26 protein-coding genes, 1 other RNA gene and 2 riboswitches are annotated in these 24,952 nt (G+C 55.9%); of the genes, 5 read left to right on the forward strand and 22 right to left on the reverse strand.

Features of this window, described 5'->3' with window-relative positions:
* Positions 1–100: 100 nt before the first annotated feature.
* The 13 genes from fumC to cbiT form a co-directional block, all read right to left on the reverse strand.
* Positions 101–1,507, reverse strand: a complete 1,407-nt coding sequence (gene fumC, locus ACRBB0_RS14350) for a class II fumarate hydratase (RefSeq protein WP_431375126.1) — start codon at positions 1,505–1,507, stop codon at positions 101–103.
* A gap of 95 nt (positions 1,508–1,602) precedes the next feature.
* Entirely contained in the window at positions 1,603–2,172 is a 570-nt protein-coding gene (locus tag ACRBB0_RS14355) for a class I SAM-dependent methyltransferase (RefSeq protein ID WP_431375127.1), read from the reverse strand.
* Positions 2,173–2,341: 169 nt separating this feature from the next.
* Positions 2,342–2,809, reverse strand: coding sequence for an SspB family protein (locus ACRBB0_RS14360; RefSeq protein WP_431375128.1), 468 nt, complete (start codon positions 2,807–2,809; stop codon positions 2,342–2,344).
* A 66-nt stretch (positions 2,810–2,875) separates the two neighbouring features.
* Positions 2,876–4,141: a chromate efflux transporter gene (gene chrA / locus ACRBB0_RS14365; RefSeq protein ID WP_431375129.1), complete on the reverse strand. Its 1,266-nt coding sequence runs from the start codon at positions 4,139–4,141 to the stop codon at positions 2,876–2,878.
* Positions 4,142–4,187: 46 nt separating this feature from the next.
* The gene (locus ACRBB0_RS14370) at positions 4,188–4,631 is read right to left on the reverse strand and encodes a nuclear transport factor 2 family protein (protein ID WP_431375130.1); all 444 of its coding nucleotides are present in this window, start codon (positions 4,629–4,631) and stop codon (positions 4,188–4,190) included.
* A gap of 125 nt (positions 4,632–4,756) precedes the next feature.
* Positions 4,757–5,131, reverse strand: a transfer-messenger RNA (tmRNA) gene (gene ssrA, locus ACRBB0_RS14375).
* A gap of 48 nt (positions 5,132–5,179) precedes the next feature.
* The gene (gene cobF / locus ACRBB0_RS14380) at positions 5,180–5,932 is read right to left on the reverse strand and encodes a precorrin-6A synthase (deacetylating) (protein WP_431375131.1); all 753 of its coding nucleotides are present in this window, start codon (positions 5,930–5,932) and stop codon (positions 5,180–5,182) included.
* Positions 5,933–6,004: 72 nt separating this feature from the next.
* The gene (locus tag ACRBB0_RS14385) at positions 6,005–6,673 is read right to left on the reverse strand and encodes an energy-coupling factor ABC transporter permease (protein WP_431375132.1); all 669 of its coding nucleotides are present in this window, start codon (positions 6,671–6,673) and stop codon (positions 6,005–6,007) included.
* Positions 6,674–6,750: 77 nt separating this feature from the next.
* A riboswitch (cobalamin riboswitch) is annotated at positions 6,751–6,966 on the reverse strand.
* Positions 6,967–6,985: 19 nt separating this feature from the next.
* On the reverse strand, positions 6,986–7,711 hold the full coding sequence (gene cobA, locus ACRBB0_RS14390) for a uroporphyrinogen-III C-methyltransferase (RefSeq protein ID WP_431375133.1): 726 nt from the start codon (positions 7,709–7,711) through the stop codon (positions 6,986–6,988).
* Positions 7,708–9,051, reverse strand: a complete 1,344-nt coding sequence (locus tag ACRBB0_RS14395) for a cobyrinate a,c-diamide synthase (protein ID WP_431375134.1) — start codon at positions 9,049–9,051, stop codon at positions 7,708–7,710. Before ACRBB0_RS14395 ends, cobA begins: the two co-directional genes overlap by 4 nt.
* Complete coding sequence (cobM, locus tag ACRBB0_RS14400) at positions 9,048–9,833, reverse strand: precorrin-4 C(11)-methyltransferase (protein WP_431375135.1); 786 nt, start codon at positions 9,831–9,833, stop codon at positions 9,048–9,050. The genes ACRBB0_RS14395 and cobM overlap by 4 nt, the downstream gene beginning before the upstream one ends.
* The gene (locus ACRBB0_RS14405) at positions 9,830–10,192 is read right to left on the reverse strand and encodes a cobalamin biosynthesis protein (protein WP_431375136.1); all 363 of its coding nucleotides are present in this window, start codon (positions 10,190–10,192) and stop codon (positions 9,830–9,832) included. The genes cobM and ACRBB0_RS14405 overlap by 4 nt, the downstream gene beginning before the upstream one ends.
* Positions 10,189–11,439: a precorrin-6Y C5,15-methyltransferase (decarboxylating) subunit CbiT gene (gene cbiT, locus ACRBB0_RS14410; RefSeq protein WP_431375137.1), complete on the reverse strand. Its 1,251-nt coding sequence runs from the start codon at positions 11,437–11,439 to the stop codon at positions 10,189–10,191. The genes ACRBB0_RS14405 and cbiT overlap by 4 nt, the downstream gene beginning before the upstream one ends.
* Here cbiT and ACRBB0_RS14415 point away from each other — a divergent pair.
* Positions 11,438–12,187: a cobalt-precorrin-6A reductase gene (locus ACRBB0_RS14415; protein WP_431375138.1), complete on the forward strand. Its 750-nt coding sequence runs from the start codon at positions 11,438–11,440 to the stop codon at positions 12,185–12,187. The two genes, cbiT and ACRBB0_RS14415, sit on opposite strands and share 2 nt — an antisense overlap.
* On the opposite strand, the gene cobJ is transcribed toward ACRBB0_RS14415, so the two are convergent.
* From cobJ to ACRBB0_RS14450, 7 genes are read right to left on the reverse strand one after another with little or no spacing between them, the layout of a single operon-like run.
* Entirely contained in the window at positions 12,163–12,900 is a 738-nt protein-coding gene (gene cobJ, locus ACRBB0_RS14420; protein WP_431375139.1) for a precorrin-3B C(17)-methyltransferase, read from the reverse strand. The two genes, ACRBB0_RS14415 and cobJ, sit on opposite strands and share 25 nt — an antisense overlap.
* Positions 12,897–13,613: a precorrin-2 C(20)-methyltransferase gene (locus ACRBB0_RS14425; RefSeq protein WP_431375140.1), complete on the reverse strand. Its 717-nt coding sequence runs from the start codon at positions 13,611–13,613 to the stop codon at positions 12,897–12,899. Before ACRBB0_RS14425 ends, cobJ begins: the two co-directional genes overlap by 4 nt.
* 2 nt (positions 13,614–13,615) lie before the next feature.
* Entirely contained in the window at positions 13,616–14,245 is a 630-nt protein-coding gene (locus ACRBB0_RS14430) for a precorrin-8X methylmutase (protein ID WP_431375141.1), read from the reverse strand.
* Positions 14,246–15,406, reverse strand: a complete 1,161-nt coding sequence (cobG, locus tag ACRBB0_RS14435) for a precorrin-3B synthase (protein WP_431375142.1) — start codon at positions 15,404–15,406, stop codon at positions 14,246–14,248. It abuts the gene before it with no gap.
* On the reverse strand, positions 15,403–18,648 hold the full coding sequence (gene cobN / locus ACRBB0_RS14440; RefSeq protein ID WP_431375143.1) for a cobaltochelatase subunit CobN: 3,246 nt from the start codon (positions 18,646–18,648) through the stop codon (positions 15,403–15,405). Before cobN ends, cobG begins: the two co-directional genes overlap by 4 nt.
* A 6-nt stretch (positions 18,649–18,654) precedes the next feature.
* Complete coding sequence (gene cobW / locus ACRBB0_RS14445; protein WP_431375144.1) at positions 18,655–19,689, reverse strand: cobalamin biosynthesis protein CobW; 1,035 nt, start codon at positions 19,687–19,689, stop codon at positions 18,655–18,657.
* Positions 19,682–20,056, reverse strand: a complete 375-nt coding sequence (locus ACRBB0_RS14450) for a DUF1636 family protein (RefSeq protein WP_431375145.1) — start codon at positions 20,054–20,056, stop codon at positions 19,682–19,684. Before ACRBB0_RS14450 ends, cobW begins: the two co-directional genes overlap by 8 nt.
* Positions 20,057–20,145: 89 nt before the next feature.
* Positions 20,146–20,354, reverse strand: a riboswitch (cobalamin riboswitch).
* 266 nt (positions 20,355–20,620) lie between these two features.
* Between ACRBB0_RS14450 and cobO the strand changes: the two genes are divergently transcribed.
* The 4 genes from cobO to ACRBB0_RS14470 are packed head-to-tail and all read left to right on the forward strand — an operon-like array spanning position 20,621 to position 23,366.
* Complete coding sequence (gene cobO, locus ACRBB0_RS14455) at positions 20,621–21,229, forward strand: cob(I)yrinic acid a,c-diamide adenosyltransferase (RefSeq protein WP_431375146.1); 609 nt, start codon at positions 20,621–20,623, stop codon at positions 21,227–21,229.
* Positions 21,229–21,573, forward strand: a complete 345-nt coding sequence (locus tag ACRBB0_RS14460) for a Lin0512 family protein (RefSeq protein WP_431375147.1) — start codon at positions 21,229–21,231, stop codon at positions 21,571–21,573. The genes cobO and ACRBB0_RS14460 overlap by 1 nt, the downstream gene beginning before the upstream one ends.
* On the forward strand, positions 21,574–21,921 hold the full coding sequence (locus tag ACRBB0_RS14465; RefSeq protein WP_431375148.1) for a Lin0512 family protein: 348 nt from the start codon (positions 21,574–21,576) through the stop codon (positions 21,919–21,921).
* Positions 21,918–23,366 (forward strand): cobyric acid synthase, encoded by a 1,449-nt coding sequence (locus ACRBB0_RS14470; protein WP_431375149.1) that lies wholly within the window; start codon positions 21,918–21,920, stop codon positions 23,364–23,366. Before ACRBB0_RS14465 ends, ACRBB0_RS14470 begins: the two co-directional genes overlap by 4 nt.
* Here the strand turns inward: ACRBB0_RS14470 and bluB are convergent.
* On the reverse strand, positions 23,363–23,986 hold the full coding sequence (gene bluB, locus ACRBB0_RS14475; RefSeq protein WP_431375150.1) for a 5,6-dimethylbenzimidazole synthase: 624 nt from the start codon (positions 23,984–23,986) through the stop codon (positions 23,363–23,365). The two genes, ACRBB0_RS14470 and bluB, sit on opposite strands and share 4 nt — an antisense overlap.
* The gene (cobD, locus tag ACRBB0_RS14480; RefSeq protein WP_431375151.1) at positions 23,983–24,948 is read right to left on the reverse strand and encodes a threonine-phosphate decarboxylase CobD; all 966 of its coding nucleotides are present in this window, start codon (positions 24,946–24,948) and stop codon (positions 23,983–23,985) included. The genes bluB and cobD overlap by 4 nt, the downstream gene beginning before the upstream one ends.
* Between the last annotated feature and the right edge of the window lie 4 nt (positions 24,949–24,952).

Genomic DNA, 24,952 nt, shown 5'->3' on the forward strand with positions numbered 1-24,952 from the left:
AACGGTTGCGCGGGCACAAAAAAAGGGGGCATAGCCCCCCTTTTGGTCATTGGTCACATCGCCCGGTCACATCGTCCGGTCACAGGCGATCACAAATGGATCAGGCTTTTGGGCCAACCATTTGCTCAGGGCGTACAACCGCGTCAAATGTTGCCTCGTCGACAAAACCAAGGGCAATGGCTTCCTCTTTGAGGGTCGTGCCGTTCTTGTGTGCGGTTTTGGCAACCTTGGTGGCATTGTCATAGCCGATGGTTGGGGCCAGTGCTGTAACCAGCATGAGGCTTTCCTTCATCAGCTTGTCGATGCGCGGCTCGTTGGCTTGAATGCCGTTCAACATCCTTTCGGTAAAGCTATCGGCAACATCACCGAGCAGTTGAATGGACTGCAACAGGTTGTAGCTCATCATCGGGTTATAAACGTTAAGCTCAAAATGGCCCTGCGATCCGGCAAATGTCATGGCGGCATTGTTGCCCATCACATGAGCGGCGACCTGGGTCATGGCTTCGGCTTGGGTTGGGTTGACCTTGCCGGGCATAATGGACGAGCCGGGTTCGTTTTCAGGCAGGATCAACTCCCCAAGACCCGAGCGCGGACCAGAGCCCAAGAACCGGATATCATTGGCGATTTTGTACATTGAACCGGCGACAGTCGCCAAAGCACCAGACATAAAGACCATGGCGTCATGGGCGCTCAGCGCTTCGAATTTGTTCGGTGCTGTGACAAAGGGCAGGCCGGTGATTTCAGCCATATGCGCCGCTACGGCTTCGGACCAACCGGGGGCTGTGTTCAAACCGGTGCCAACCGCGGTGCCACCTTGGGCAAGCTCATAAATACCGGGCAGGGCAGCGTCGACACGCGCCAAGCCCTGACGTATCATATGCGCATAACCGGAAAACTCCTGACCCAAAGTCAGAGGTGTCGCATCCTGCGTGTGGGTGCGGCCAATCTTGATAATGTCTTTGAACTCAACGGCTTTTGCCTCAAGACCCTCTGCCAGTTTCGTCAGGCCGGGCACCAATACGTCGCGAACCGACATGGCCGTTGCGATATGCATGGCCGTTGGGAAGGTGTCATTCGACGATTGGCCCATGTTGCAATGGTCGTTTGGGTGAACCGGGTCTTTGGAGCCAATCACGCCGCCAAGCATTTCGATGGCGCGGTTTGCGATCACTTCGTTGGAGTTCATATTGGACTGTGTACCGGAGCCGGTCTGCCAGACAACCAGTGGGAAGTTGTCATCAAACTTGCCTTCGAACACTTCGCCGGCCGCTGCAATCACCGCATCCGCGATTTTGGCATCCATTTTACCGGTGGCTTTGTTTTCCATGGCGCAGGCCTGTTTGATCACACCCAAGGCGCGCACGATAGCGACCGGCTGTTTTTCCCAGCCAATGGGAAAGTTCATGATCGAACGCTGCGTTTGTGCACCCCAATATTTGTTGGAGGGAACCTCCAACGGACCAAAGCTGTCGGTCTCTGTACGGGTCTCTGTGCGATCTTGGGACATGGTGGTCTCCTAGCATGGAATCTAGCTTAGTATACGATTGCATGCCGAATACCTGCCCAGCGAATGCAGGGCAACTGGCAACATGCGCGCAGGGCTTATAGCATGCTACGGCGGAAGGAATAGACCCGTGCTGGGGGTAGATTGCCCCAAATTGTCTCAGACTTGGTGTGGGTTAGCGCTAGCGCTTTGGCGACACGGTCCTGAACCGGGGATTTCGGCCCGTAAGTAAACTGAATATAGACGCCATCCGGGCCCATCGACCGAAAAGACGCCCGCAGAATCGCGATCTGAACGCTACCGGGCATCGACAAAAACGGCAGGCCCGAAACCACCGCACGCACTTGGTTTAGCCCCAACTGGCCCATATCCTGGGCTTTGTTGTGATGGACATGGATATCGGGAAAATTGCCCCGCAGACAGTCAACGAAGTCTTGGTTAAGCTCAAACGCATGAAGGTCTTTGGGCGCAACGCCCGCATCCAAAAGCGCCTGAGTGATCTTGCCGGTGCCTGCGCCCAATTCAACCACCGGTCCGGCGCGATCCATCGGGAGTTCCATTGCCATTCGACGGGCCAGCGCCATGGATGACGGCGCAATTGCCGAAATCTTTTGGGGGGAGCGGATCAATTGACCCAGAAAAAGCGGTAGCCCGGATTGGAGCGACATAAAGGAACCTGTTTGATGTTTACACTACGTCAAACATGATCGCTCACACCGTGTTGAACAAGGGCTTTTTGCACAACGGCTTGGCGCCACTAAAGGGATTGGGGGTCTTGAGCAAAAAAGAGCCGGTCAATCGACCGGCCCTTGCATCACTGTTACGTTCAAATCGACGCTATTTGCGGAACCGATCAAGGCTCACAACTTCTGCATCGTGATGTTCAGGTTCAGAAATCCCGCCGTCAGGATCATCATCGGGGGTATCGGGCCCGTCATCATCCTCATCATCGTCTTGCGATTCAAAACGCAGCCCAAATTCGACCGACGGATCGACGAATGTCTGGATTGAGTCATAGGGAATATAGAGCGGTTCCGGCGAGTCACCGAAAGACAAGGTAATCGAAAACCCGTCATGCGTTACATCCAGGTCGTCATATTGATGCTGCATGACGACTGTCATTTCTTCTGGATACCGTTCCTTGAGCCAATCGGCCAATTTGGCGTCAGGGTGGCCTGTATCGAAGGTGATAAAGAAATGGTGTTCACCCGGAAGGCCGTTTTGTTTGACGTCTTCCAGAACCTTTTGGATCAGGCCACGCATGGCATGATGCATCAGTTTTCCGTAGTCGATACCCGAGGACATATCTTTGCTTCCCTTTGTTAGAAAACAGCATATTGGATTCGGTGCGGAACGAAAGAGCCGATTTTGTCAGAACAGGGGCATCAACCAGCTTAGACCAGCACACAGACCCAAAGTGAGTAAAACGCCGCGTTTAAGCGGGCCCAACAGAACCGCTGCCAAGGCGATAAGCGGGATCACCTGAAGTTGGACAGATCGCAGATCAGGCAAGGGAAACGAAATCGGACCAGGCGCGACCATGTCGATCGACGAAAATAGGACATGCAGGGTGAACCAAATCGATAGGTTGAGGATGACACCGACTACGGCGGCAGTGATGGCCTGCAGCGCGGCATGAAGGCGAGGGCGGGCAAGCAAGTTTTCCACATGGGGTGCCCCAGCAAAAATCCATAAAAAGCATGGGATAAACGTGACCCAAAGCGTCAAGAGGCCTGCGGCCATTGCCATCGCAACACCGCCCTGCGCATGGCCAGTGAGCATGCCAACAAACTGTGTCACCAAAATCAGCGGCCCCGGTGTGGTCTCTGCAAGTCCAAGAGCATCGACCATCTGAGTTGTCGAAAGCCAGCCGCGCGCTTGAACCACTTCTTGCGACATATAGGCCAGAACCGCATAAGCGCCGCCAAAGGTTACAACAGCCAGTTTTGCGAAAAAGACACCCAAACTAAACAGGAGCTTTTGACCGCTGAGCCACAAAATTGGCAAAGGTGCCAACCATAGCCCTGCCCATATCATCAGGGTCGTTGCTGGGGTGTTTTTCACCGTGGCCGGTTGGTGCTGTCCCTCAGGTGTTGCATGCGTTGCCCCCCAAATGGCTGCCAGCGCAATGATAACGGGAAAGGGCAGGCCAAGCGCAAAAATCCCAAAGAAAGACAGGCCCGCGATGACCCAAGCTGTCGGGGTCTTCAGCGCCTTTTTTGAGAGCTTGAAAAGGGCCATTGCGACAATCACGATCACACAGGCCTTGACCCCCAACAGGAGCGTCGCGGTTTCTGGCTGGGCCCCGTATTGCGCGTAGATAACCGCGAGGCAGGCGATAACCAATGCGCCGGGCAACACAAAAAGCAACCCACCGATCAATCCCCCGGTTATGCCGCGCAACCGCCAACCGGCATAGGTTGCCAATTGCATCGCCTCGGGCCCCGGCAACATCATACAAAAGCTCAGGGCGCGCAAAAATTGATCTTCGGTGAGCCAGTCGCGCTCTTCGACAAGAGCGCGGTGCATCAAGGCAATTTGTGCGGCAGGCCCGCCAAATGACATCAGACCAATTTTGCCGAAAACCCGAACCAAATCAGCCCGATCCAATTCAGATGGTGAATGCGAATACGTCATGGCCAAGGGGTGCCAGCCCGGCCACCAAGACGCAACAAAAATCAGCCTATGATAATGTTGTGCCCGACAGCATGATCAAGGACGCGTTTTCGGGCAAGGCATCAATGGTTTCAAAGTAGGTGAGCAAGTCAGCATTGGCATAGGATTCAATGATCTTGCCGTTTTGGACATGATCAAAGAACATCCCCATCAAACGTCCTTTCTTTTCGGAAACATGTGACACGAGTTCCGCGCCAATCACATGGGCAAAACGACCATCAGAACCGACAACGGTTTGAATCCGTTCAAAGGCAACAATCGACGCCATAGATTGAAATTGGGCCACCCAATCGCGAAATTCTGCTCGGGTCAGAGCTGTGTCGCGCATTCGGCCATAAAAGACCGCATCGCGGTGGAAATACCTGTCGATCGAATCGAGATCTTCGTGCAGCCAGACGTCACGCATCACGTCATCAATAATGTTGGGCGTTTGTTCAGGAGGCAGCGACATTCCCAATCCGTAAAGCCAGCAAGTTAACATGAATTGAAAAGTGAATCATCGCGACGCGAAAATTGTAACGGAGAGACGCGAAAGGCCTATCTGTGCCTAAATCAAGGGTCGTACAAAGGCAGGAAAGCGCAGGTTTCTGTTGCCAGGTACCTGCAAACCCCGCCTTACGCGGCTAGGCGCAAGGGCTTAATTTTCGGTTTTCCGAACAGCTTACGCTGCGAGGGCTACCGGAGCACGATTGTCATTTGCAATTGTACAAGTTTCGCCGATGACGGTGGCAGACAGCCGAAACAAAGCTAACCCCTTTAGACGTTCGTCGATCCTATTTCGTCCCCCCAGTTCTGAATGACATCCCCAAATGAAGGATAACCCCAGAGTGATATGGTGGAGACGCCGGGTACCGCCCCCGGGTCCGATCCGCTTATTACGAGCGCGTTTATGTTCATAGTTCCCGAAGGAACAAAACGAATATAGGCGCGAACGCCGGGAATGCAAAGGGGGGAAATGTCTCGAACTTTCCCCCTTGATCGAAAAAGTCAGGGCCGGGTTCAGGTTTTGCGCAGCAGATACACATCCATAATCCAGCCATGATCCGCACGCGCTTTGGCACGGCTGTCCAAAATGGTTTGGCGAACCTCGGCCAAGGGGCCTGCGATGCGGATTTCCTCGGGCATGCCTGCATAGGCGCTCCACCAGATGTGAACCCCGCTTGGGTCAAGGGTGTCAAACGCGCCGCCGGCATCCAACATTACGACCACAGTCTCGGCGTCTTTGGGCCAGCCGTTGTCACGAAGCTTGCGCCCCGTTGTGACGGTGAACGGCGCGCCAAGCCCGTTAACGGGGATGGCATGACCGGCTGTTAGAGCCTGCACCGATGTGATGCCAGGAATGACGGTGATGGTGAGCGCCAGTTTGGCTTTCACCCGTTCAGCGATCCGCAAGGTGCTGTCATACAACGACGGATCGCCCCAAACCAAAAACGCAACGCGGCCGTGGCGCGCTGTTTGCGCCGAGATATTTTTGGCCCAGACATCGGCAATCGCATCATGCCAATCCTCGACCCGTTTTAGGTAATCGGGCGTCGTGGGATCGCGTACGGGCAGGTCGAATTCATGCTGACGCGGGCCGCCAGCTTTCAAAACATCGCGGCAAATGGCGCGGCGCAGCTCGGCCAGATCATCTTTCCCGGCCCCTTTGCGCGGGATCAGAATGAGGTCAGCGGAATTGAGCGCCTCAATCGCCTCAAGCGTCAGATGCTTTGGATTGCCAGCGCCAACGCCGACCAGCAGAAGTTCAATCATAAGAGCGGCCCCAAAAGAAACACGGCCCCGCGCATGGGGGCCGTGTATATCTCATATCGTTAAATCAAAAGATCAGGCGTTGTAAACGCGTGACGTCAGAAGGCCCGAGGCTTTGATATCACGGACGGATTTTGCACCGGCTAGGCAAGCCAGATCAATCAGCGGCTCGATCAGGATGACCATCATATAAGCGGCTCCAAAGGACATGACCGATGACAGCGCGCCAAATCCCTGACCATAGAAAGCCCAGAAGGCAACCCAAGCCACAACACCGGCCTGAAAGGCCGTCGACAGGGCGAGAGTCTGTTTGTAGCTCAGGTCAACATAGGCGGTACCCGGCGTGATGATCCGCTTGGCCAGCGCTGACATGGCAAACAGCGGCACCAAAAGCGTGGTAACGTTGACGAAATACATCGGCAGATCGGTTGGCGCAAACAACAGCCCCTGAACCAAAAGACCCAGCGCCAAACCAAAGGCGGCTGGGGCCGCGCCCAGCATCAAAAACAGGGTCGAGCCAAGGATGAAGTGCACCTCGGAGATACCAACTGGAAAATGCGGCAGCACTTGAAAGAAAGTGAAGGTCGCAACCGTCGCCAATACGCTGCGCGCGGCCATGGTTATCAGGCCCGTTTCACGCACAGTGTCGATTGCCATCTTTGTGGCCACACCGCCAGCTCCTGCTGCGGTTGCGTAGCTCAGACCGATTTTCGCGGCGTCAATGATACCTGGTTCTACATGCATATGTCTGTCTCCCGACCGTCCAACCCGACGGCGATTTGAGTGAGCGGGCCGTGGCGGCCCAGTGCTTCAAAATGGGGTGAAAATCACCCCCGGCGGCAGGTCTCCTGACTTGCGGGTCGTGGCTTGTTCGGGCCTTCCCACCCCATATCGGGGCAGTGGCATAATCTGAACAAGCTCACCGCTCACAGTTGCGGGGGCAGTCGCGGTTTTGGCGCCTGTTGGCTACACCTCACCGTGTTCCCTTTTCATCCTCTGGGCTTTGCCGCTGAGGAACCGTCGTCTTAAAGGCTTGTCATGAGTGCCAGATTCTTGTCAAGCGTCTGGTTGCGCTAGCGGTCCATAAAGAATGAGCGCGGGCGAGGGGCTGGGATGACCCGCCAAATCTCGGGCCAAGTCCTGAACTGTGTGAAAGCTGATTTTCTGCTCGGGCGTCGACACCGCTTCGGCCAGCATGGCACGCGTGTCGCCTGCAAGACCGGCTGCCATAAGCATATCTGCCATTTTCGCAAAGGTGCGACGCCCCATGTAAACCACTGTGGTCACGGTCTCATCGGCCAAGGCCGCCATGTTTAGATCTTCGGGCAAAGCGCCGGTGACGTCATGGCCGGTGACAAATTGCACACGGCGGGCTGTCAAACGGCGGGTCAAGGGAATGCCCGCAGCGGCGGCAGCGGCCGAAGCCGAGGTCACACCGGGAATGATCTCATAGTCAATACCCGCCTCGCGCAGCGCGATCAGCTCTTCTTCAAGCCGCCCAAACACCCCCGCATCGCCGGATTTCAACCGCACAACCCGTCCACCGGCCTGCGCATATTCCACCAACAGCTTGCTCACATGCTCTTGTTTTGGGGACGGTCGCCCGGCGCGTTTGCCAACGCCGATCATATCGGCACCATCGCGTGCATGGGCCAAGATCGGGCCGGAACTCAGATCGTCAAAAAGCACCGCATCGGCATTTTGCAACCGGTTCACAGCCTTGACGGTCAGCAACTCAGGATCACCGGGACCGGAGGAAACGAAACTGACAAACCCGCTCATGATGTTGTGGCCTTTGTGATCAAGTGAAAAAACGTCCCGCTGGCGTGGCCGCGCACCGATCCGGTTTCGGGCACTTCTGTGCCGGTCGCATCGCGGACGCAAGCTAAAGGCGCGTCGGGTTGCTCTAAAATGGTGGAATAATGGAATTCATGCCCCCGCAAATGGCTTTGGGCTTCGAAACCGGGCAGCGGATGGGTCAACGTGGCCTGACGATAGCCAAGATGCATTTTGCGTTTGGCATAGGATGTCACCAGCCCCAACAGTCCGGCCATTTGGTGACGGGTGCCGTCCTTGTCGATCAAGGCCGCGCCCATCGCCATATAGCCCCCGCATTCGCCATGCACGGGTCGGGTTTGGGCAAACACCTGCAAGCCTGTGCGGAACTTGTCAGCGGCAGCAATTTTGCCAGCATGCAATTCAGGATAGCCGCCGGGCAACCAACAGACATCGGCGCTTGTGTCGGGGGCTTGGTTTGCCAAAGGGGAAAACGGCAGAATTTCCGCTCCAGCCGCGCGCCACCCCTGAAGCAAATGCGGATAAACAAAGGAAAACGCATCATCTTGGGCCAAGGCAATGCGCTGACCGGGCGGTGTCATGTCCAGAACTGTGCCGTTTTGGCTCGGGCTGGATATCGGCTGGCTTGGCTGGGCCGCAGCGCGCAGCCGCTCCAAATCAACATGTTCGGAGACAAACTTGGCGGCTTCGGTCAGGATCGCATCCAGACCGTCTTGTTCCTGGGCCTGCACAAGCCCCAAATGCCGTTCCGGCATTTCTATGGATTTCACACGGGGCAGGGCACCAAGCACCTCAATCCCCATGGCGTCCATCCCAACACGGGTCAAGGCTTCGTGCCGCGGGGACGCAACGCGGTTCAACACCACCCCGGCCAGTGTCACATTTGGGTTGTAGGTTGCAAATCCCTTGGCAACAGCGGCGGCTGATTGCGCCTGACCAGACACATCCACAACCAAGACCACCGGCCAGCCGGTCATTTCGGAAATATCGGCGCTGGCTCCATTTCCACTTTCCCCGGTCACCGCGACCCCGTCAAACAGGCCCATTGACCCTTCGGCCAGCACCAAATCCGCATCCTGCCCGGCACTGATCTGGTCGGCGATCATGCCGCGTGACATGGCCCAACTGTCCAAATTTACCGATGGACGTCCAGAGGCGGCGCGGTGAAAGGCCGGGTCGATATAATCGGGTCCGCTTTTGAACGGCTGGACCGCCAAACCTTGCTGTGAAAACGCCCGCAACAGGCCAAGCATCAAGGTGGTCTTGCCAGTCCCCGACGCCGGAGCCGAAATCACAAGGCCGGGTGTGGACATACCTGTGCTCATTCTACGCCCTCTGGAAAGCGTGGATTGGTGCCAACCGGTCGGTAACGACGGTCGTAATCACCGGCATAAAGACAGCTTTCATCAAACTCTTCAGCCCCAATTGCCCGGCCCACAATAATCAAGGCGGTGCGGCCGCGTTCCCCGCCTGTGGCCGCTTCGAGCGTTTCCAACGTGGCTTTAACGATCCGTTGATCGGGCCAAGTGGCGCGCCAGACCACTGCCACAGGGCAGTCGGCACCATAATACGGGGTCAATCGGGCAATCACATCTTCCAAGACGTGAACCGATAAATGGATCGCCAGTGTCGCGCCTGTTTTGCCGAAATTCTCAAGCGTTTCCGCGTCAGGCATTGACGAGGCCCGGCCAGATGTCCGGGTCAAAACCAAGGATTGCGCAACGCCGGGCAGAGTGAATTCCGCCCCCAACGCCGCAGATGCCGCAGCAAAAGCCGGCACTCCCGGCGTAACATCATAGGGGATGTCCAAGGCGCGCAAGCGGCGGGTTTGTTCGCCCAAAGCGGACCACACCGAGAGATCCCCAGAATGCAATCGCGCCACATCCTGGCCGGCATCATGGGCGGTTTTGATCTCGGTAATGATGTCATCAAGCGACAGCGGTGCGGTGTTCACAATCCGCGCGCCCTCGGGGCAATACGACAACAAAGCCTCGGGCACCAATGACCCCGCATACAGACAAACCTGGCAAGCTGCGATCAAATCGCGGCCACGCAAAGTGATCAGATCAGCGGCACCGGGGCCTGCGCCGATAAAGTGAACGGTCATAGGTTTGGTCCTTGTGCTATTGCCGCGGTTGCCATGCCGCAAGGCGATGTGCTGCGTGGCCCCAATAAGCTTGCCTGTGGTCCGGCGGCTGCCAAAGCCGCTGCTTCGGCGACAGATCCCGTGCCAAATTGCGCCAGCTGACGGGGCGAATGTGTCAGGGTGGATTGCGCTGTCAGGTCGCCACTGTCAATGAACAAAAGTGGCAAGTTCAGATCGCGGGCAAATTCGGAAACCACAGCCGCCTGCGATTTATGCGACGATGTTGCCAGTGCATCCGCACCGCCTCCCGCCGCCAAATAGGCGTCGTTCAATGCCGCCTTGGTCGCACCGGCACGAAACCCTAATCCGGCGACTTTCATCGTGTGACACTCCATTGAATGACGGGCCGGGCGCGGTTCCAGCCACGCATACGGCCAAGCGGTGCTGCCTCGGCCAATTCAACGCGCAGCAGGTCACCGCCCTTATCAGAGTGCTCTTGCATCAACAGACTTTCGGTTTCCAACGTGACAGCATTTGCAACGATCCGCGTTCCCTCTGGAACCACGTCCCAAATCAGAGCAATCAATTCCGCCGACGCACCACCACCAACAAACACCGTGTTTGGCGGTGCCATCCCGGTCGAAATCAGCTTGGTGATCTCATCGCCTGCGGTGCCGATGATTGTTTCGAGCCGATGGGATAGCCCAAATTTACGCGCGTTTTCAATGATGTTTTGCGCCCGATCCGGGCGCGTCTCAAAGGCCGTTGCCTTGGTGTTGGGGGCGGCCAGCAAAAACTCAACCGAGATTGATCCCGACCCGGCCCCAATGTCCCACAGGGTATCGCCATAACGTGGTTGTAAAGCCGAGAGTGACAGAGCACGGATTGGGCGTTTGGTGATTTGCCCGTCATTTGCAAAACGATCATCCGGCAAGCCAGCCGCCTGAGGCAGACCGTGCGCGCCCTGCGCGGTGATTGCAGCGGCGACCGGGGCGGAGATGCCGCTGTGGTCAAAACTGTCGGCTCTGGCCAGCCATTGTTTGGAATTTGGCCCACCCGTCGCTTCGAACACGGTCATTTCAGACGCGCCAAATCCGCTGTCAGTCAGCCATGTCGCAAGATGTTTTGGCGCTTGCCTGTCCCTCAATGTGCAAATGACTTTGCGACCGGGGGCCAAAACCGGAACCATCTGCTCAAACGGAGCGGCATGAAGACCCATGCAAAGTGTCTCTTCGATGCGCCATCCCATCTGGCCCGCGATCAGCGAAAAAATCGAGGCTCCGGGATAAGAGACCCATTCGCCAGCGCTCAACTGGCTGGTGATGGAGCCACCCGCGCCAAACCAAAACGGATCACCAGACGCCAAAATCACAGTCTTGCGGTTGCGTTTGTCCAACACTGGCTGGATTGAGAAAGGCACGGTCCATGGTGTCCCTCTGGTGTCGCCCAAAGTCCCAGGATGAGCCCCGAGATCCGCCCCGAGGCCGGCCAACGTCAAATGCCGGGGCCCGCCAAATACTGTTTCGGCGTCGGCAATGGCGGCCTTGCTTGCTGCGCATAGCCCGTCTAAGCCATCTTCACCAATGCCAATAATCGTGAGCCACGGGCCAGTTATGGGATCAGACATGACACGCATCCTTATCCTTGGCGGGACAACAGAAGCCAGCCAATTGGCGGCAGCCTTGGCCAAGCGCGGTGCTGATGCCGTGTTTTCCTATGCCGGCCGCACCAACTCGCCCATTGCTCAGCCACTGCCAACGCGGATTGGCGGATTTGGCGGAGCGGATGGCTTGGCCGATTATCTGACCTGTGAAGGGATCGGGCAAGTTGTTGATGCGACGCACCCTTTTGCCGCCCAAATGAGCATGAATGCCGTTCAGGCCTGTTTCAAAGCGGGGATTCCGCTTTGTGGGTTTGAGCGTGCGCCATGGCAAGCAGGACCGGGGGATAACTGGCAAGAGGTTCCTGATTTGGCCGCCGCGATGGCCGCCTTGCCAATGGCCCCCACCAAGGTCTTCTTGGCGATTGGCAAGCAAAATCTGTCGCAATTTTCCCGCGCGGATCATCATCATTATTTGCTTCGCCTGGTGGATGACCCACAACTTGCCCTGCCTTTGAGCAACACCTCGGTTGTGATTGACCGGGGGCCTTTCACAGCACCGTCCGACAAGGCCATGCTTTTGAACCATAAAATCGAGGTCATTGTGGCCAAAAACTCGGGGGGAAGCGGGGCTCGTGCCAAGATTGACGCCGCGCGCGAACTTGGGGTGCCGGTGATCATGGTCAATCGGCCCAAGGTCACCTCGCGCATGGTTTTGGGCAATTTGGATCAAGTCTTGGCGTGGCTTGATCATTCGACACGCCTTGGAGTGTAAACAAAACGCCCAATTTGCCGTGTGTCTTGGTTTCCGACAATCACGACTGTGCGCATGTCCGCCATGTCGACGGTGGCCTCTGACAAGGGGATCGTGACGAGGTTTTGCGACGGTTTGGTCACGTCTTTTGCAAATGAAATCAACGTTGAACCCCCGCATTCTTCACGCAGAATCTCAAGTGCACGACCGAACTGATGGGGGCGGGATTTTGATCGGGGATTGTAGAAAGCCATCGCAAATCCTGCCTGCGCAGCCAAACGCAATCGCGTCTCGATCAACGCCCAGGGTTTGAGGTTGTCCGAAAGATTGATCGCACAAAAATCATGGCCAAGAGGCGCGCCCAATCGCGCCGCTGCCGCCAGCATTGCGGTCACCCCCGGTAAAATCCGAATGTCGAGATCAAGCCATTCAATCGGTCCATCTTCGAGTGCCTCGAACAAAGCGGAGGCCATGGCAAATACACCCGGATCACCCGAAGACACAACAACCACCCGGTGCCCTTGCGCAGCCATGTCCAACGCGTGTTTGGCACGGTCGATTTCAACCCGATTGTCGCTTTCATGCAAAGTCAATCCCGGACGCGGCGCAATCCGGCGAACATAGGGGATATATCCAACGATATCAGTGGCATCACAAATGGCATCATGGACCTCTCGGGTGACCATTCCATCGTCACCGGGGCCCAGCCCAGCGACCTGAACCCATCCGCTCATGGCCGGCGTCCCTGGCCGTGCACCACCGCGATGGTGAAATAGGGCCAATCTCCTGTCGCTTCTGCTAGGCGTTGAATACGCTGGCCTTCCATCGTCCCACGCTCAATCAACCAAGCATCCTCGAGCCGACCTGCCGTTTCCAAAGCACGCTTTAGCTTGGGGAGGTTTCGTCCGATCTTCATCACAGCCAAGGCATCCGTATCGGCCGCGCGCCGCGCGAGTTCTTCCTCCGGCAATGTCGCCATCAATACCGTCAAAACATCGTCACCCCATGTGATGGGCGTGCCCGTTGCCGTCCAACAACCGGACATCCCGGTGATACCGGGAACAACTTCGACCTCTGCCAAGGATTGCAAGCGCGAATGCAGATGCATGAAGGACCCATAAAAGAAGGGGTCACCTTCACAAAGAACGATAACGTCCTGATCTTTAGCTATTTTTGCAAGCCGACCTGCCCAGTCATCATAAAATTCCGAAAGCAACCGATTGTATTCCGGGTCGGAAAAGTGAATTTCGGTGGTGACCGGATATTCCATTGGATGTTCGACAGCCGTGTCGCCAATCATCCCGTTGACGATCTTACGTGCCTGCCCGGTGCGCCCAAGTTTCCGAAAATAGGCGACGTGGTTGGCCCCGCGAATAAGCCGGTCTGCACGCACGCTCATCAGTTCTGGATCACCGGGGCCGAGCCCGACACAAATAACCTTGCCCATTTTCATTCCTTCCAGCTTGCCAGAGCATTGACGGCGGCCACCGTGATCGCCGAGCCGCCCAGCCGTCCTTGGCAAATCATTGAAGGCACAGGCAGATCTGCCATAAGCGCGTCTTTGCTTTCGGCGGCACCGACAAAACCGACAGGACATCCGATGATGGCGGCAGGGCGCGGACACTCGGGGTCTTTCAGCATGTTCAAAAGGTGAAACAGCGCGGTCGGAGCGTTCCCAATCGCAACAACAGCACCTTCCAAATGCGGGCGCCAAAGCTCAAGCGCACAGGCAGAGCGTGTGTTGCCCATGTTTTTGGCCATGTCCGGCACCCGCGGGTCTTGCAAAGTGCAAATGATTTGGTTGGCCGCTGGGAGACGAGGGCGGGTGATCCCTTCGGACACCATCCGAACGTCACAAAGCACTGGCGCGCCGTCCCGCAAAGCTTGACGAGCGATGGTTGCCATACCGGTCGAAAACTTCACGTGTTTTTCTAGTCCAACCATGCCAAGCGCATGAATCATTCGAACGACAACAGGTTCTTCGTCGGTTGAAAACCGCCCAAGTTCGGCTTCACGACGGATCGTGGCAAAGCTTTCCTTGTAAATGGCCGCGCCATTTTTTTCATATGTGTGGGGCATTTAGCTGCCTCTATTGGTTATGTGGTTGTGCAGGTCTGCTGGGCTTAGACCCGTGATGTCGGGCTGATCGGAGGCACGGCCATTGTTGATCAGGTCAAATTGGTTCTCAGCGGTTGCGGTCACGGTAACCTCCGCGGGTCCCGGATGCGCGCAGCCTTTTCTACAGCCTGACACGTGAAGCGACTGATGAGGGCCGAGAATGGATGACAACTGGCGGGCGAGGTCACGTGTTGACGATAGGGCCTGTGGGCATCCCGGCGCACCGGTGCAGGCCGAAACCCGTAACAATGGGGCGTCGGATGGTGTGAGAATACCAGGGAATTCCGGCACATTCGTGCAGTTTTCGACCAATATCATGCGCCAAGGGGTGAGCCTCAGCCCACCCAAGGAGGCCAAATGGCGCAGTGTTTTGGATGTGAGTTGGCCAAATTCAAAAGCCACCAAAGTGCCGAATTGGCTGTGCTGGTCCAAATCTATGCTTTGGCCTTCTGGTTTCTTGGCCAAAACGTCAAAACCACTGGGAAGCACCGCACCATTGGATAAATGATGTGCCATTCTTCCACGGCCAGACGGTGCTCCACCGCTATCCAAGAACCAATGTGCCAAGTCCAGCGCGGTCTGAACTGCTGTGTCTTCGGTGACCGGTGCTCCAAAATCGGCTCCGTCGGCGCGGACCATCAACTGCCCGTTTTGGGCCCGTTCAATCCGAATGTCTGCAGCTGCCTGAGACAAAACTGGCGCGGGACCGCAATCGACAGTATAACCAAACTTCCCAGGTGTTTGCGGGGCGTTGTTTGTGCAAAGCACAAGGTTCAAATGCTCTGAAATTTTGTGGGTTGCGTCACGCTCTGACCAGAACGGCGACACAGTGATATTGCGCCGCGCTTCGATCAATGGGTCTGAATCGATAAGGCCAATTTCGCCCAATGCGGTCACGATTTCAGGGTGAGAAGCTGTGGAAACACCGCGGATTTGTAGATTGGCGCGGGCTGATAAATCTATCACCCCATTTCCAAATCGCTCGCTCGCCAAGGCGATACCTTTGGCCTGGTCCTGACTAATCCGACCCAAAGGCGCACGAATGCGCACGACCAATCCATCGCCGGACATCATTGGGCGCAATGCGCCGGGGCACCAGCCTTTGACAATGGGCGCACTCATGCTGAGTCCTCTAGGCGGGCGATGATCGAATTGCGCCGGGTGATCCATAAACCGGCCTTCTGGAGTGCCGCAAACCGATCCTGCATGGCCCGAAGCGCCGCCGGATTGTGCTTTTCCATAAACTCCACGAGGTCCTCGCGACCCAAAGTCGCCTCAAAGTATAGGTCAAATAGATGCGCGGGAACCACATGGGCGAGATGAGCAAAAGCGGCCATATGATCTAATGTCGCGCTGATTTCGGCTCCACCGCGAAACCCGTGCTGCATCATCGACGTGATCCAATCGGAATTTGCTGCTCGGGCTCTGGTCACACGGGCAATTTCTTCGGTCAGCTCACGGGCGACGGGCTTATCCGGTCGGGTGGCGTCCAGATGATACTGGGACGGCGCAACCCCCCCCAATCGGGCCACTGCCGCAGCAAATCCGGCCTCATGTGCAGCATAGTCAGAGGCCATGAGAATGTCAGTTTCAGGAAGATCTTGGAGGTGAACAAAGGCATCAGCAGATTTCACTCTTGTTTCAAGGCTTTCCCGGTCGTTTTTGATGTTACCCTTGGCGTCAATAGAATGACTGGAAGCTGTCAACCAAGCCTCACCTGCGGCGTGGCGGGCCTCTTGTGTATAGGTGTCGAGCTGTTCTGTCATCGACAAACCATACTGGCCCGGTCTGGGTCCATAAACCCGTGGGATTTTCGTGGCGTAGGGGTTTTCTTCGCTGGGTTCATCGCGCAGTGCGAGCGCTCCGGCCGCGGCTTCAAACATCTGTGCAAGTCCTGGGAAGACATCGCGAAACAGACCTGAAACACGCAGGGTGACATCAATTCGTGGCCGTCCCAAAAGAGCCAAAGGCACAACCTCAAACCCGGAGACCCGCTCGGATCCTTCATCCCATTTCGGTGCAAGCCCCGCGAGATGCAGCGCCATGGCAAATTCTTCGCCCGCCGTGCGCATTGTCGCTGATCCCCAAAGATCAATCACCAAACCACGCGGCCAATCGCCTTGGTCTTGCAAATGACGGCGCAATAATTCCTCCGCCAGTTTTACCCCCTGAACATGGGCCGATCGGGACGGTACGGCACGTGGGTCTGTGGTGAAAAGATTGCGACCGGTCGGCAAGACATCAGATCGTCCGCGATACGGCGATCCAGACGGGCCGGGGGAGACCAATCGGCCGGACATGGCTTTCATCAGACCTTCACGTTCCTGATCCCCACATTCGCCGGTGCCAAAAACATGCAGACCTTCGCCGTATTGGCTTTCTTTGATGTCACATACAAACGCGTCAATGCGGGTGATGGCTTCGGCGGCGCTTGTGTCAGCGCTCAGCCCCAAATCTGCCTCAACTCCAGTGCCTTGCGCCTCGGACCTAATGTCAGAAACAAGTCTGTCACGCCGGGCCGGATCAAGCCCGTCAGCCGTTGAATATTCGTCCAACAGGCTTTCAAGACGTCCCATTCCCTTGGGTAGTTTCGTCTGGGCCAAGGGCGGCGGCAAATGTCCAATTGTAACTGCGGAAATTCGGCGTTTGGCCTGGGCAGCTTCGCCGGGGTCATTGACAATAAATGGGTAAATAACGGGCAAATCACCGATCAAGACTTCAGGCCAACAGTCACCGGACAGGGCAACTGATTTGCCCGGCAACCACTCCAAAGTGCCATGCGCGCCAATATGGATGAGGACGTCAATTTGCGACCGCAGCCACAGGTAGAAAGCAACATAGGAATGGCGCGGTGTGCGCTCCAAATCGTGGTAATCGTCAACACGGCTGTCCAGCTCGCCACGTTCCGGTTGTAACGCAATGAGGGCATTTTCCGCACGAATTCCCGGAAACTGAAGTACGCCAGCGTCAAAAAGAGGGTCGTTTTCAACAGGTCCCCAAGCCGCCGTAAGATCTTCCACAAGCGCCTTAGGAAGTGCCTGCAAAGCCGTCTGATATTCAGACACGGGCCAAGCGATTGTTTCCTTGCCCAATGCTAAACCCAAATCGGGAACCAAATTCGTTTTGATGCCGCTCTGGTCAAGCGTCTTCTGAATCTCGTCCGCTGATGCCAGTGCATCCAGCCCCACCGCATGGGCCAATTGGTGTGACTTGCCAGGATAAGTCGACAGAACCAAGGCAACTTGCTTGTTCGAAACCGGCAGCGAGCTCAGGCGAAGCCATCGCTGAACACGATCCGCAATTGCATCAATTCGGGCCGTGTCAGCCCGATGCGCAAACCTTGAATACTCAAGGTTGGGGTCTTTTTTACCCGGCTGTTTAAAGCTGGCGACACCGCTGAATATGCGCCCATCGACTTCTGGCAAAACCACATGCATCGCCAAATCCGTCGGGGACAATCCTCGATCCGCAATGGCCCAATCCTTTTTGCGCGCCGTCGACAAGGCGACTTGGAAAACAGGACATTCGGTTTCATTGAGAGGCGAGGGGGTGCCATCGCTGCCTTGGGCAGAAAACGCAGTTGCGTTCATGATCGCAGATGGGAGCAGCCGATTGCTCTGCTCTCGCACCCAAGCGGCTGCTTTGGGTGATTTCAAGCTTGGTGCGAACATTCCATATGCTTGGAACCCACGGGTTCTGAAAGCCTCAATCAACGCATCCACCGGGGATGTATCCGCAGACGTCAGGTAGGACCGGTAAAAGGACACCAGTATCAGGGGGGTGTCCGAAGGGGGCGGCGCATCAATCACACCGGATACAGGATCATAAAATCCCATTTCCGGGACCGTTTTTTCGCCTGGAACCGGACCGGCATAGAGTCCAGCCGCCAATGCAAGCTGTGCAAGAGCGGCTTGCGCGGCGACAGCACCGCCTGCGTCACACAGTGCCTGCAACCGTCGGAGCGTGGACACAGGAAGAGTCGAGACCTCGTCTAGCCGCGCATCAGGGCGGCCATCCGCCGGTAAAACCGCCAAAGCGATTCCGCGCCGTCGTGCCAGATCCTGTAAGGTCGCAATGCCGTATGACCAATAGCTTTCGCCACCGATCAACCGCACCAGAATACCTTTGACACCATCAAGCGTTTGTTCGGCATAGGTGTCCACGGACAGCGGATGCTTCAGTGCAACAATATTGGCGAGACGCAGGCTCGGAAGCGTTCCATTTGCGCGATGCCAGCCCGCCGAAAAAGCCCCAAGGTCACTATCAGAAAAGGACAAAACCACAAGATCTGCTGGGGTTTGCCCAAGATCTTGCGGAATATCCGTTTCATCAAGCCCATGACTTTCGCGAAAGACGACATGCATAGCGGTTTAGGCTTCCAGAACTTGCCGAATAGCGGCTTCGTTGATGTGGTCATGTTCCGCGATAACAACCAGCTGAGTGCGACGTTCCTGAGCGCCCCAGGGTTGGTCAAATTGTGCACGAACCCGGGCTCCTACAGCCTGAACCAGCATCCGCATGGGCTTTCCTTGCACAGCAACATACCCTTTGACACGTAGGATGTTTTGCTCTTTGGCAAGGCGTTCAATGTTGTTTTGCAGTGCATCCGGATTGGCGATTTCACCCAGATCAATGACGATACTGTCAAAGTCGTCATGTTCATGATCATGATGACCATCGTGATGGCTGGGGCGGCTCTCCAAATCATCTTCGGCCGCTGCGTTCAAACCCAATACCACGCGGGGATCAACCACTCCCTCGGTCATCGGAATGATGGGCAACTTGCGGGGCGCTTCGGTTTCAATAACCGCGCGGGCTTTGGCGATACCGGCGTCTCCTGCCAGATCCGCCTTGGACAACAGCACAATATCAGCACAAGAGATTTGATCCTCGAAGACCTCAGACAATGGCGTTTCATGATCAAGGCTGTCATCGGCATCGCGCTGCGCCTGAACTGCGTCCAAATCCGGCGCGAACTGACCGGAGGCAACGGCTTCGGCGTCTGCGAGGGTGATCACACCGTCAACGGTGATCCGCGACTTGATCGCCGGCCAGTCAAAAGCCTTTAGAAGGGGTTTGGGCAGGGCCAATCCCGAGGTTTCGATCAAGATGTGTTCTGGTTTCTCCGGCAAAGCCATCAAGGCTTCGATGGTGGGAATAAAGTCGTCTGCGACGGTGCAACAGATACAGCCATTGGCCAACTCTACGATGTTGTTTTCGGGGCAATTCTCGTCTGCGCAGCTTTTGAGAATGTCTCCGTCCACGCCCGCCGTGCCGAACTCATTGACCAAAACCGCCAACCGTTTGCCCTGGGGATTCATCATCAGGTGGCGGATCAGAGTGGTTTTACCGGCACCAAGAAAGCCAGTAATCACTGTGACGGGAATTTTGGACAGATCAGTCATTCGGTGTCTCCTGGGGCGGAATGCGGGCTAGGGATTGCTTGCGAAAAATCACCGGGCGCTGGCGCCACGGTACGATACCATCTTGGGTTTCGGCATAGGCGGCGACACCTGAGACGATGTCCTCAACATGGTCGTTGGCGTTTAGATCGCCATAAACATATGTCCAACGTTGCGGGCCACCCGATAACACCATCGAACACCCGCGCGTGCAGGCCGATAGGCACTCAACAGGGCGCAACGTGACAGTTGAAGGTAGATTTTGGGCGTTTAGCGCATCAAAAAGCTGCGCACCCGCACGCGGGCCGGTATCATCCGTTGGCGCTCCAGCGCGGCAGGTGGTGCAAACCATGAGCGTGACATCAGCCATAGATCCGTCCTTTTTATGGCAAAAGGGGGATGGCCAGCATGAGGGGCAAAGGCCCATCAAAGCCGGACGCGAAACACCCCGTTCGCCCGTTGCAATTCATCTCGTTGGCAGGTCTCCCGGCTTGCGGATCTCGGGGCTGTAGCCCCGGCGGTTCGCCCACCTTCCCGGCATTTTGCCAGTGGCGCGGCGACCTCTCCGGTCACGGTCGCGGGGGCGGCTGCGCTTGGGTCACAATCGTGACGTTTCACATTCCCTCTTCGCCTGTCGCAAGACAGGAACCAACGAGAGGCACATGAGGCAGCGGGCCATAGATTGTCAAGCATCAAGGGGGGCAGTTTGAGCGCTGAAAACGACGGTTCAAAAGGAATTTCGCAATTTGTTTCGTTTGACAGCAACGGTGATTGGCAGTGTTGCCGCTAACAGTGAAATGTCCCCTGTTTGACATGAGGTCGCAGGTCTATTCGCTGGTTTTGCAATTTATCCGCTGCTGTTTCGCGGGCCATTGACAGCCGCGCTTCGCTGCGTTTCAACTCCGACCCTGAGCCGCTAGCAGGAGAGCCCTAGATGAGTGCCGACACCGAACGCCACGCAATGAAGATGGCCAAAAAGAAGGCTGCACGCGACAAAATCATGGCCAGTAAAGAGGGCGAAAAGGGCCTCGTTATTGTCCATACCGGGCCGGGCAAAGGCAAATCCTCGTCTGGTTTTGGCATGATTTTGCGGTGTATCGCCCACGAAATGCCCTGCGCTGTGGTGCAGTTCATCAAAGGGGCGTGGCAAACGGGTGAACGCACTCTTATCGAGGCAAACTTCAACGATCTGTGCCAATTTTACGCAATGGGAGAAGGGTTTACCTGGGAAACCCAAGACAAGGAACGCGACATCGCTGCTGCGAAAAAGGGATGGGAAAAGGCCAAAGAGCTTATTCGAGACCCTGAGATCAAGATGGTTCTGCTCGACGAAATCAACATTGCTCTGCGTTATGACTATTTAGATATCAATGACGTCGTTGACTTTTTGCGCGACGAAAAACCAGAGATGACCCATGTGGTGCTCACTGGGCGCAATGCCAAAGACGAGCTGATCGAATTGGCGGATTTGGTCACCGAAATGACGTTGGTCAAACACCCGTTTCGCTCGGGAATTAAGGGCCAAAAAGGCGTGGAGTTTTAATGATGCGCAAGCGATTGTTGACGGAATTTGGCCTTGGCACATCGTTGCGCCGCCAAGATTACACCGAAGCGTCGGTGCGCGGGGTCAAAAACGCGCTCTGGCACAATTCTATCAACCTGGCCGAGCTTTTTGACCGCCCCAAAAGCGATATGCTGATTGATGTTGAGATTGGCGTCGCCAACCCGGACGCCGTGGATATTGCCCAAATCGAAGCTGTTTTCCCATATGGGCAGCCCAACGTGCATGTTGTCAAAGGTGGTCTGGACATCCCGCGCCAAGATGGGGGCAAACCGACAGTCATGGCCAATGTTGCGATTTCTGTTAGCTTTGAAATGGAGACGTAAATGCAGCGGTTCATTATCGAAATGGGGATGGGAAACGACCAATATGGTCAGGATTACACCAAGGCCGCAGCCCGCGCGATAGAAGACGCCATTCGTCATTCATCCATCCCTATGTTCGATGCCTTGGGCGTTGATCACATGAAGATGGCAGTGCAAGTGACTGTTGGCGTTCAAAAACCTAAAGCTGTCGACTGTGTCGCCCTGGCGGAAAAATTGCCGCGTGGGCAAGTGACAGTTAAGGCCGTTTTGGGCGGATTGGATGTCACGAACCCTGACAGTGGGAACGTATTGGTCATGGCGTCGGCGGCGGTTGAAGCGTTTTTGAATCCCGAAGACCTTGCGGGATGAGCAAGGCTCTCATGATTCAAGGCGCGGGCTCCAATGTGGGGAAATCCATGTTGGTCGCGGGTCTGTGCCGCGCGGCTCAGCGTCGGGGCCTGTCTGTTGCTCCATTTAAGCCGCAAAACATGTCGAACAACGCCGCTGTAACGTCGGACGGTGGTGAAATCGGGCGGGCCCAAGCCCTACAGGCGCTTGCTTGTGGGCTAGCCCCCCACACAGACATGAACCCGGTTTTGCTAAAACCGGAAACCGATGTGGGGGCACAAGTTGTTGTTCAAGGTCGCCGCATAACGACCTGTAAAGCAAGAGAATATTCCAAATTGAAGCCACGGCTTTTGACATCGGTATTGGAAAGCTTTCATCGTCTCAAATCAAAGTATGATTTGGTTTTGGTTGAAGGCGCAGGAAGCCCCGCCGAAGTAAATCTGCGACCTGGTGACATCGCAAATATGGGCTTTGCCCAAGCCGCAAATGTGCCGGTGGTACTGGTTGGCGATATTGATCGTGGTGGCGTCATTGCGCAGATCATAGGGACAAAAACTGTGTTGGACCCTTCAGATGCCGATTTGGTAAAAGGATTTATTATCAACAAGTTTCGTGGCGATCCGAGTTTATTCGATGATGGGTATGTTATGATCGAAGGTCAAAGCCACTGGCCGGGTTATGGCGTTGTTCCGTTTTTCAATGACGCGTTTAAATTGCCTGCCGAAGACGCGTTGGACTTGCCAAAACGAAGCAAGGGGCATGGGCTTCGCGTCGTGTGTCTGCGTCTGTCGCGCATAGCCAATTTCGATGATTTGGATCCGTTGTCTCAGGAGCCTGGCATTGATTTAACGATGTTGTCTCCGGGAGAGGCTATTCCAGGCGACACCGATTTGGTTATCATACCGGGAAGTAAATCCTCCCGTGGAGATTTGGCGTTTTTGCGGGCGCAAGGCTGGGATATCGATTTGGCGGCCCATGTTCGACGTGGAGGACATGTTCTTGGAATTTGCGGCGGATATCAGATGCTTGGCCAGGTCATCAAAGACCCGGAAGGGATCGAAGGCATTGCGGGTGAGGATCGTGGCCTTGGGCTTTTGAATATCGAAACGCTCATGACGCCCAGCAAACAATTGACGCAGGTCACGGCATGTCACGAGGCGTCTGGCCAAACGGTCGATGGCTATGAAATCCACATTGGGCGCAGTCACGGCCCCGATTGCGACCGGCCGTTCGCCAGAATTGACGGTGTCCCAGAAGGCGCAACATCTGTAGACGGGCAGGTCAGCGGGACGTATTTGCACGGATTGTTCAGCTCAGACCTGTTTCGTCGTGCGTATTTGCAGAGTTTTGGGGTGGAAGCCGGCACGCTATGTTACGGCGCAAGTGTCGAAGTCACGTTGAATGACCTTGCCGATCATTTGGAAAAGCATTTAGATGTCAGTGGGTTATTTGGCCTTTCGGCTTAGACTTCTTCCCATGTATTGCTGGTGTTTTCTTGCCAACCGACTTTGTGCAAAAGCGGTGTGTCATCTTGAAAACTAGGATGGCCGATACACAGATAGGCGTTAAATCTCCATGACGATGGCACATCAAACAGCGTTTCCATACGCCGGGGATCCAAAATCGACACCATTCCCACACCTAAATTGCAGCTGCGCGCCGTCAACCACAGGCTGAAAATCGCCATCGACGTGGATTGTGCCAAGGTTTCTGGCATGGTTTGTCGCCCCAAACCGCGACCTTCTTCTGGCGCGGTTTCGGTGAATACGGCCAACTGGACGGGGGCCATATCTAACCCGGCGAGTTTCAGTTTTTTATAGGCGTCGCGCGTCGGGCCTTCGTATTTTTCTTCAGCTTGTTGGTTACACTTTAGAAATTCGGCGCGCACCTGTCCTCGTTTGTCCAAAGAACTCACGTTGAACACCCGCCAAGGTCGGGCGTTTCCGACAGATGGGGCCAACTCCATAGCCTGATGCAATTTGGCGAGTGTTACATCATCAACTGGGGTCGTTTCAAAATGGCGCGTGTCGCGCCGCCATGTCAGCAGGTCGAATAAGGCTTGTTGTTGAACCTCGTTAAAATTCATTGCAATGCCTCGCTCAGACGGGCCCATTCAGCTGTGGTTCCGGGCATTCCAAGCCTTATAAGTGTAGGAGACCACGGAAAAATTCGGCTCCAAATGTGTTTTTGAGCAAGTTTATATTGGGCGTTCTGTGCGCTTGGCGTTTCATACAGACGAAACAGTTCTGTGCCGCCTCGCACTGTCCATCCGGCGGTCTGGGCCAGTGAATCCATTTGGCAAACCTCCTGATTTAGGCGCGAAATTGTACTGATTGCCCACTCGGAATCCAAAAGGGCCCGGCGGCCGACTTCGATCGCGATGCCTGAAACGGGCCATGGCCCCGACATATCGGCAAGCTGTGAAATATTGTCGGGATGGCTTAACACAAATCCGAGCCGCAATCCGGCCAATCCGTAAAACTTACCAAAACTGCGCAGCACGAACAGGGTGTTGAGATGGTCCATATGTGGCGCAAGGCTCAGGTCTGGTCGTGCGTCTGCAAAACTCTCATCGACGACCAAATGGCCCACTTTGGACGATAAGGCTAACAACTCCTTTGGTGAAGTTTCTTGCCCGTCTGGGTTGTTGGGGTTCACGACAACCGCAAGGTCGGCGCCAGAGAGGGCGTCAAGCGTACCAACATCCTCGACGGTCCAACCCGCTGCACGCAACGAGGCCGCATGCTCATTATAGGTGGGGCCAAGCACCCGCGCCAATCCCACCGAGCGAAACCTTGGCATCATCTGAATCGCGGCTTGTGCCCCGGCGACGGGCAAGATGGAGGCCGTGGTGTGATAGGCCTTCGCAGCGGCTTGTTTGAGGCTGGTCAGGGCCGTCTGGGTGGGCAAAGATTGCCAGGCTGCGGCTGACAGGTCAGGCACCGGATAGGGCACGCGATTGATGCCGGTCGACAGGTCGATCCAATCCGAAGCGTTCCCGCCGAACTGGGCCCGAGCCCCATCAATATTCCCACCATGGTCACGCATAAAC

The organism is Pelagimonas sp., assembly GCF_050633425.1.
Taxonomy (GTDB): domain Bacteria; phylum Pseudomonadota; class Alphaproteobacteria; order Rhodobacterales; family Rhodobacteraceae; genus Pelagimonas.

Coding starts and splice junctions, on each gene's coding strand:
- fumC (WP_431375126.1), bottom strand. CDS start 1,507: ATGTCCCAAGATCGCACAGAGACCCGTACAGAGACCGACAGCTTTGGT.
- ACRBB0_RS14355 (WP_431375127.1), bottom strand. CDS start 2,172: ATGTCGCTCCAATCCGGGCTACCGCTTTTTCTGGGTCAATTGATCCGC.
- ACRBB0_RS14360 (WP_431375128.1), bottom strand. CDS start 2,809: ATGTCCTCGGGTATCGACTACGGAAAACTGATGCATCATGCCATGCGT.
- chrA (WP_431375129.1), bottom strand. CDS start 4,141: ATGACGTATTCGCATTCACCATCTGAATTGGATCGGGCTGATTTGGTT.
- ACRBB0_RS14370 (WP_431375130.1), bottom strand. CDS start 4,631: ATGTCGCTGCCTCCTGAACAAACGCCCAACATTATTGATGACGTGATG.
- cobF (WP_431375131.1), bottom strand. CDS start 5,932: ATGATTGAACTTCTGCTGGTCGGCGTTGGCGCTGGCAATCCAAAGCAT.
- ACRBB0_RS14385 (WP_431375132.1), bottom strand. CDS start 6,673: ATGCATGTAGAACCAGGTATCATTGACGCCGCGAAAATCGGTCTGAGC.
- cobA (WP_431375133.1), bottom strand. CDS start 7,711: ATGAGCGGGTTTGTCAGTTTCGTTTCCTCCGGTCCCGGTGATCCTGAG.
- ACRBB0_RS14395 (WP_431375134.1), bottom strand. CDS start 9,051: ATGAGCACAGGTATGTCCACACCCGGCCTTGTGATTTCGGCTCCGGCG.
- cobM (WP_431375135.1), bottom strand. CDS start 9,833: ATGACCGTTCACTTTATCGGCGCAGGCCCCGGTGCCGCTGATCTGATC.
- ACRBB0_RS14405 (WP_431375136.1), bottom strand. CDS start 10,192: ATGAAAGTCGCCGGATTAGGGTTTCGTGCCGGTGCGACCAAGGCGGCA.
- ACRBB0_RS14415 (WP_431375138.1), top strand. CDS start 11,438: ATGACACGCATCCTTATCCTTGGCGGGACAACAGAAGCCAGCCAATTG.
- cbiT (WP_431375137.1), bottom strand. CDS start 11,439: ATGTCTGATCCCATAACTGGCCCGTGGCTCACGATTATTGGCATTGGT.
- cobJ (WP_431375139.1), bottom strand. CDS start 12,900: ATGAGCGGATGGGTTCAGGTCGCTGGGCTGGGCCCCGGTGACGATGGA.
- ACRBB0_RS14425 (WP_431375140.1), bottom strand. CDS start 13,613: ATGGGCAAGGTTATTTGTGTCGGGCTCGGCCCCGGTGATCCAGAACTG.
- ACRBB0_RS14430 (WP_431375141.1), bottom strand. CDS start 14,245: ATGCCCCACACATATGAAAAAAATGGCGCGGCCATTTACAAGGAAAGC.
- cobG (WP_431375142.1), bottom strand. CDS start 15,406: ATGAGTGCGCCCATTGTCAAAGGCTGGTGCCCCGGCGCATTGCGCCCA.
- cobN (WP_431375143.1), bottom strand. CDS start 18,648: ATGCATGTCGTCTTTCGCGAAAGTCATGGGCTTGATGAAACGGATATT.
- cobW (WP_431375144.1), bottom strand. CDS start 19,689: ATGACTGATCTGTCCAAAATTCCCGTCACAGTGATTACTGGCTTTCTT.
- ACRBB0_RS14450 (WP_431375145.1), bottom strand. CDS start 20,056: ATGGCTGATGTCACGCTCATGGTTTGCACCACCTGCCGCGCTGGAGCG.
- cobO (WP_431375146.1), top strand. CDS start 20,621: ATGAGTGCCGACACCGAACGCCACGCAATGAAGATGGCCAAAAAGAAG.
- ACRBB0_RS14460 (WP_431375147.1), top strand. CDS start 21,229: ATGATGCGCAAGCGATTGTTGACGGAATTTGGCCTTGGCACATCGTTG.
- ACRBB0_RS14465 (WP_431375148.1), top strand. CDS start 21,574: ATGCAGCGGTTCATTATCGAAATGGGGATGGGAAACGACCAATATGGT.
- ACRBB0_RS14470 (WP_431375149.1), top strand. CDS start 21,918: ATGAGCAAGGCTCTCATGATTCAAGGCGCGGGCTCCAATGTGGGGAAA.
- bluB (WP_431375150.1), bottom strand. CDS start 23,986: ATGAATTTTAACGAGGTTCAACAACAAGCCTTATTCGACCTGCTGACA.
- cobD (WP_431375151.1), bottom strand. CDS start 24,948: ATGCGTGACCATGGTGGGAATATTGATGGGGCTCGGGCCCAGTTCGGC.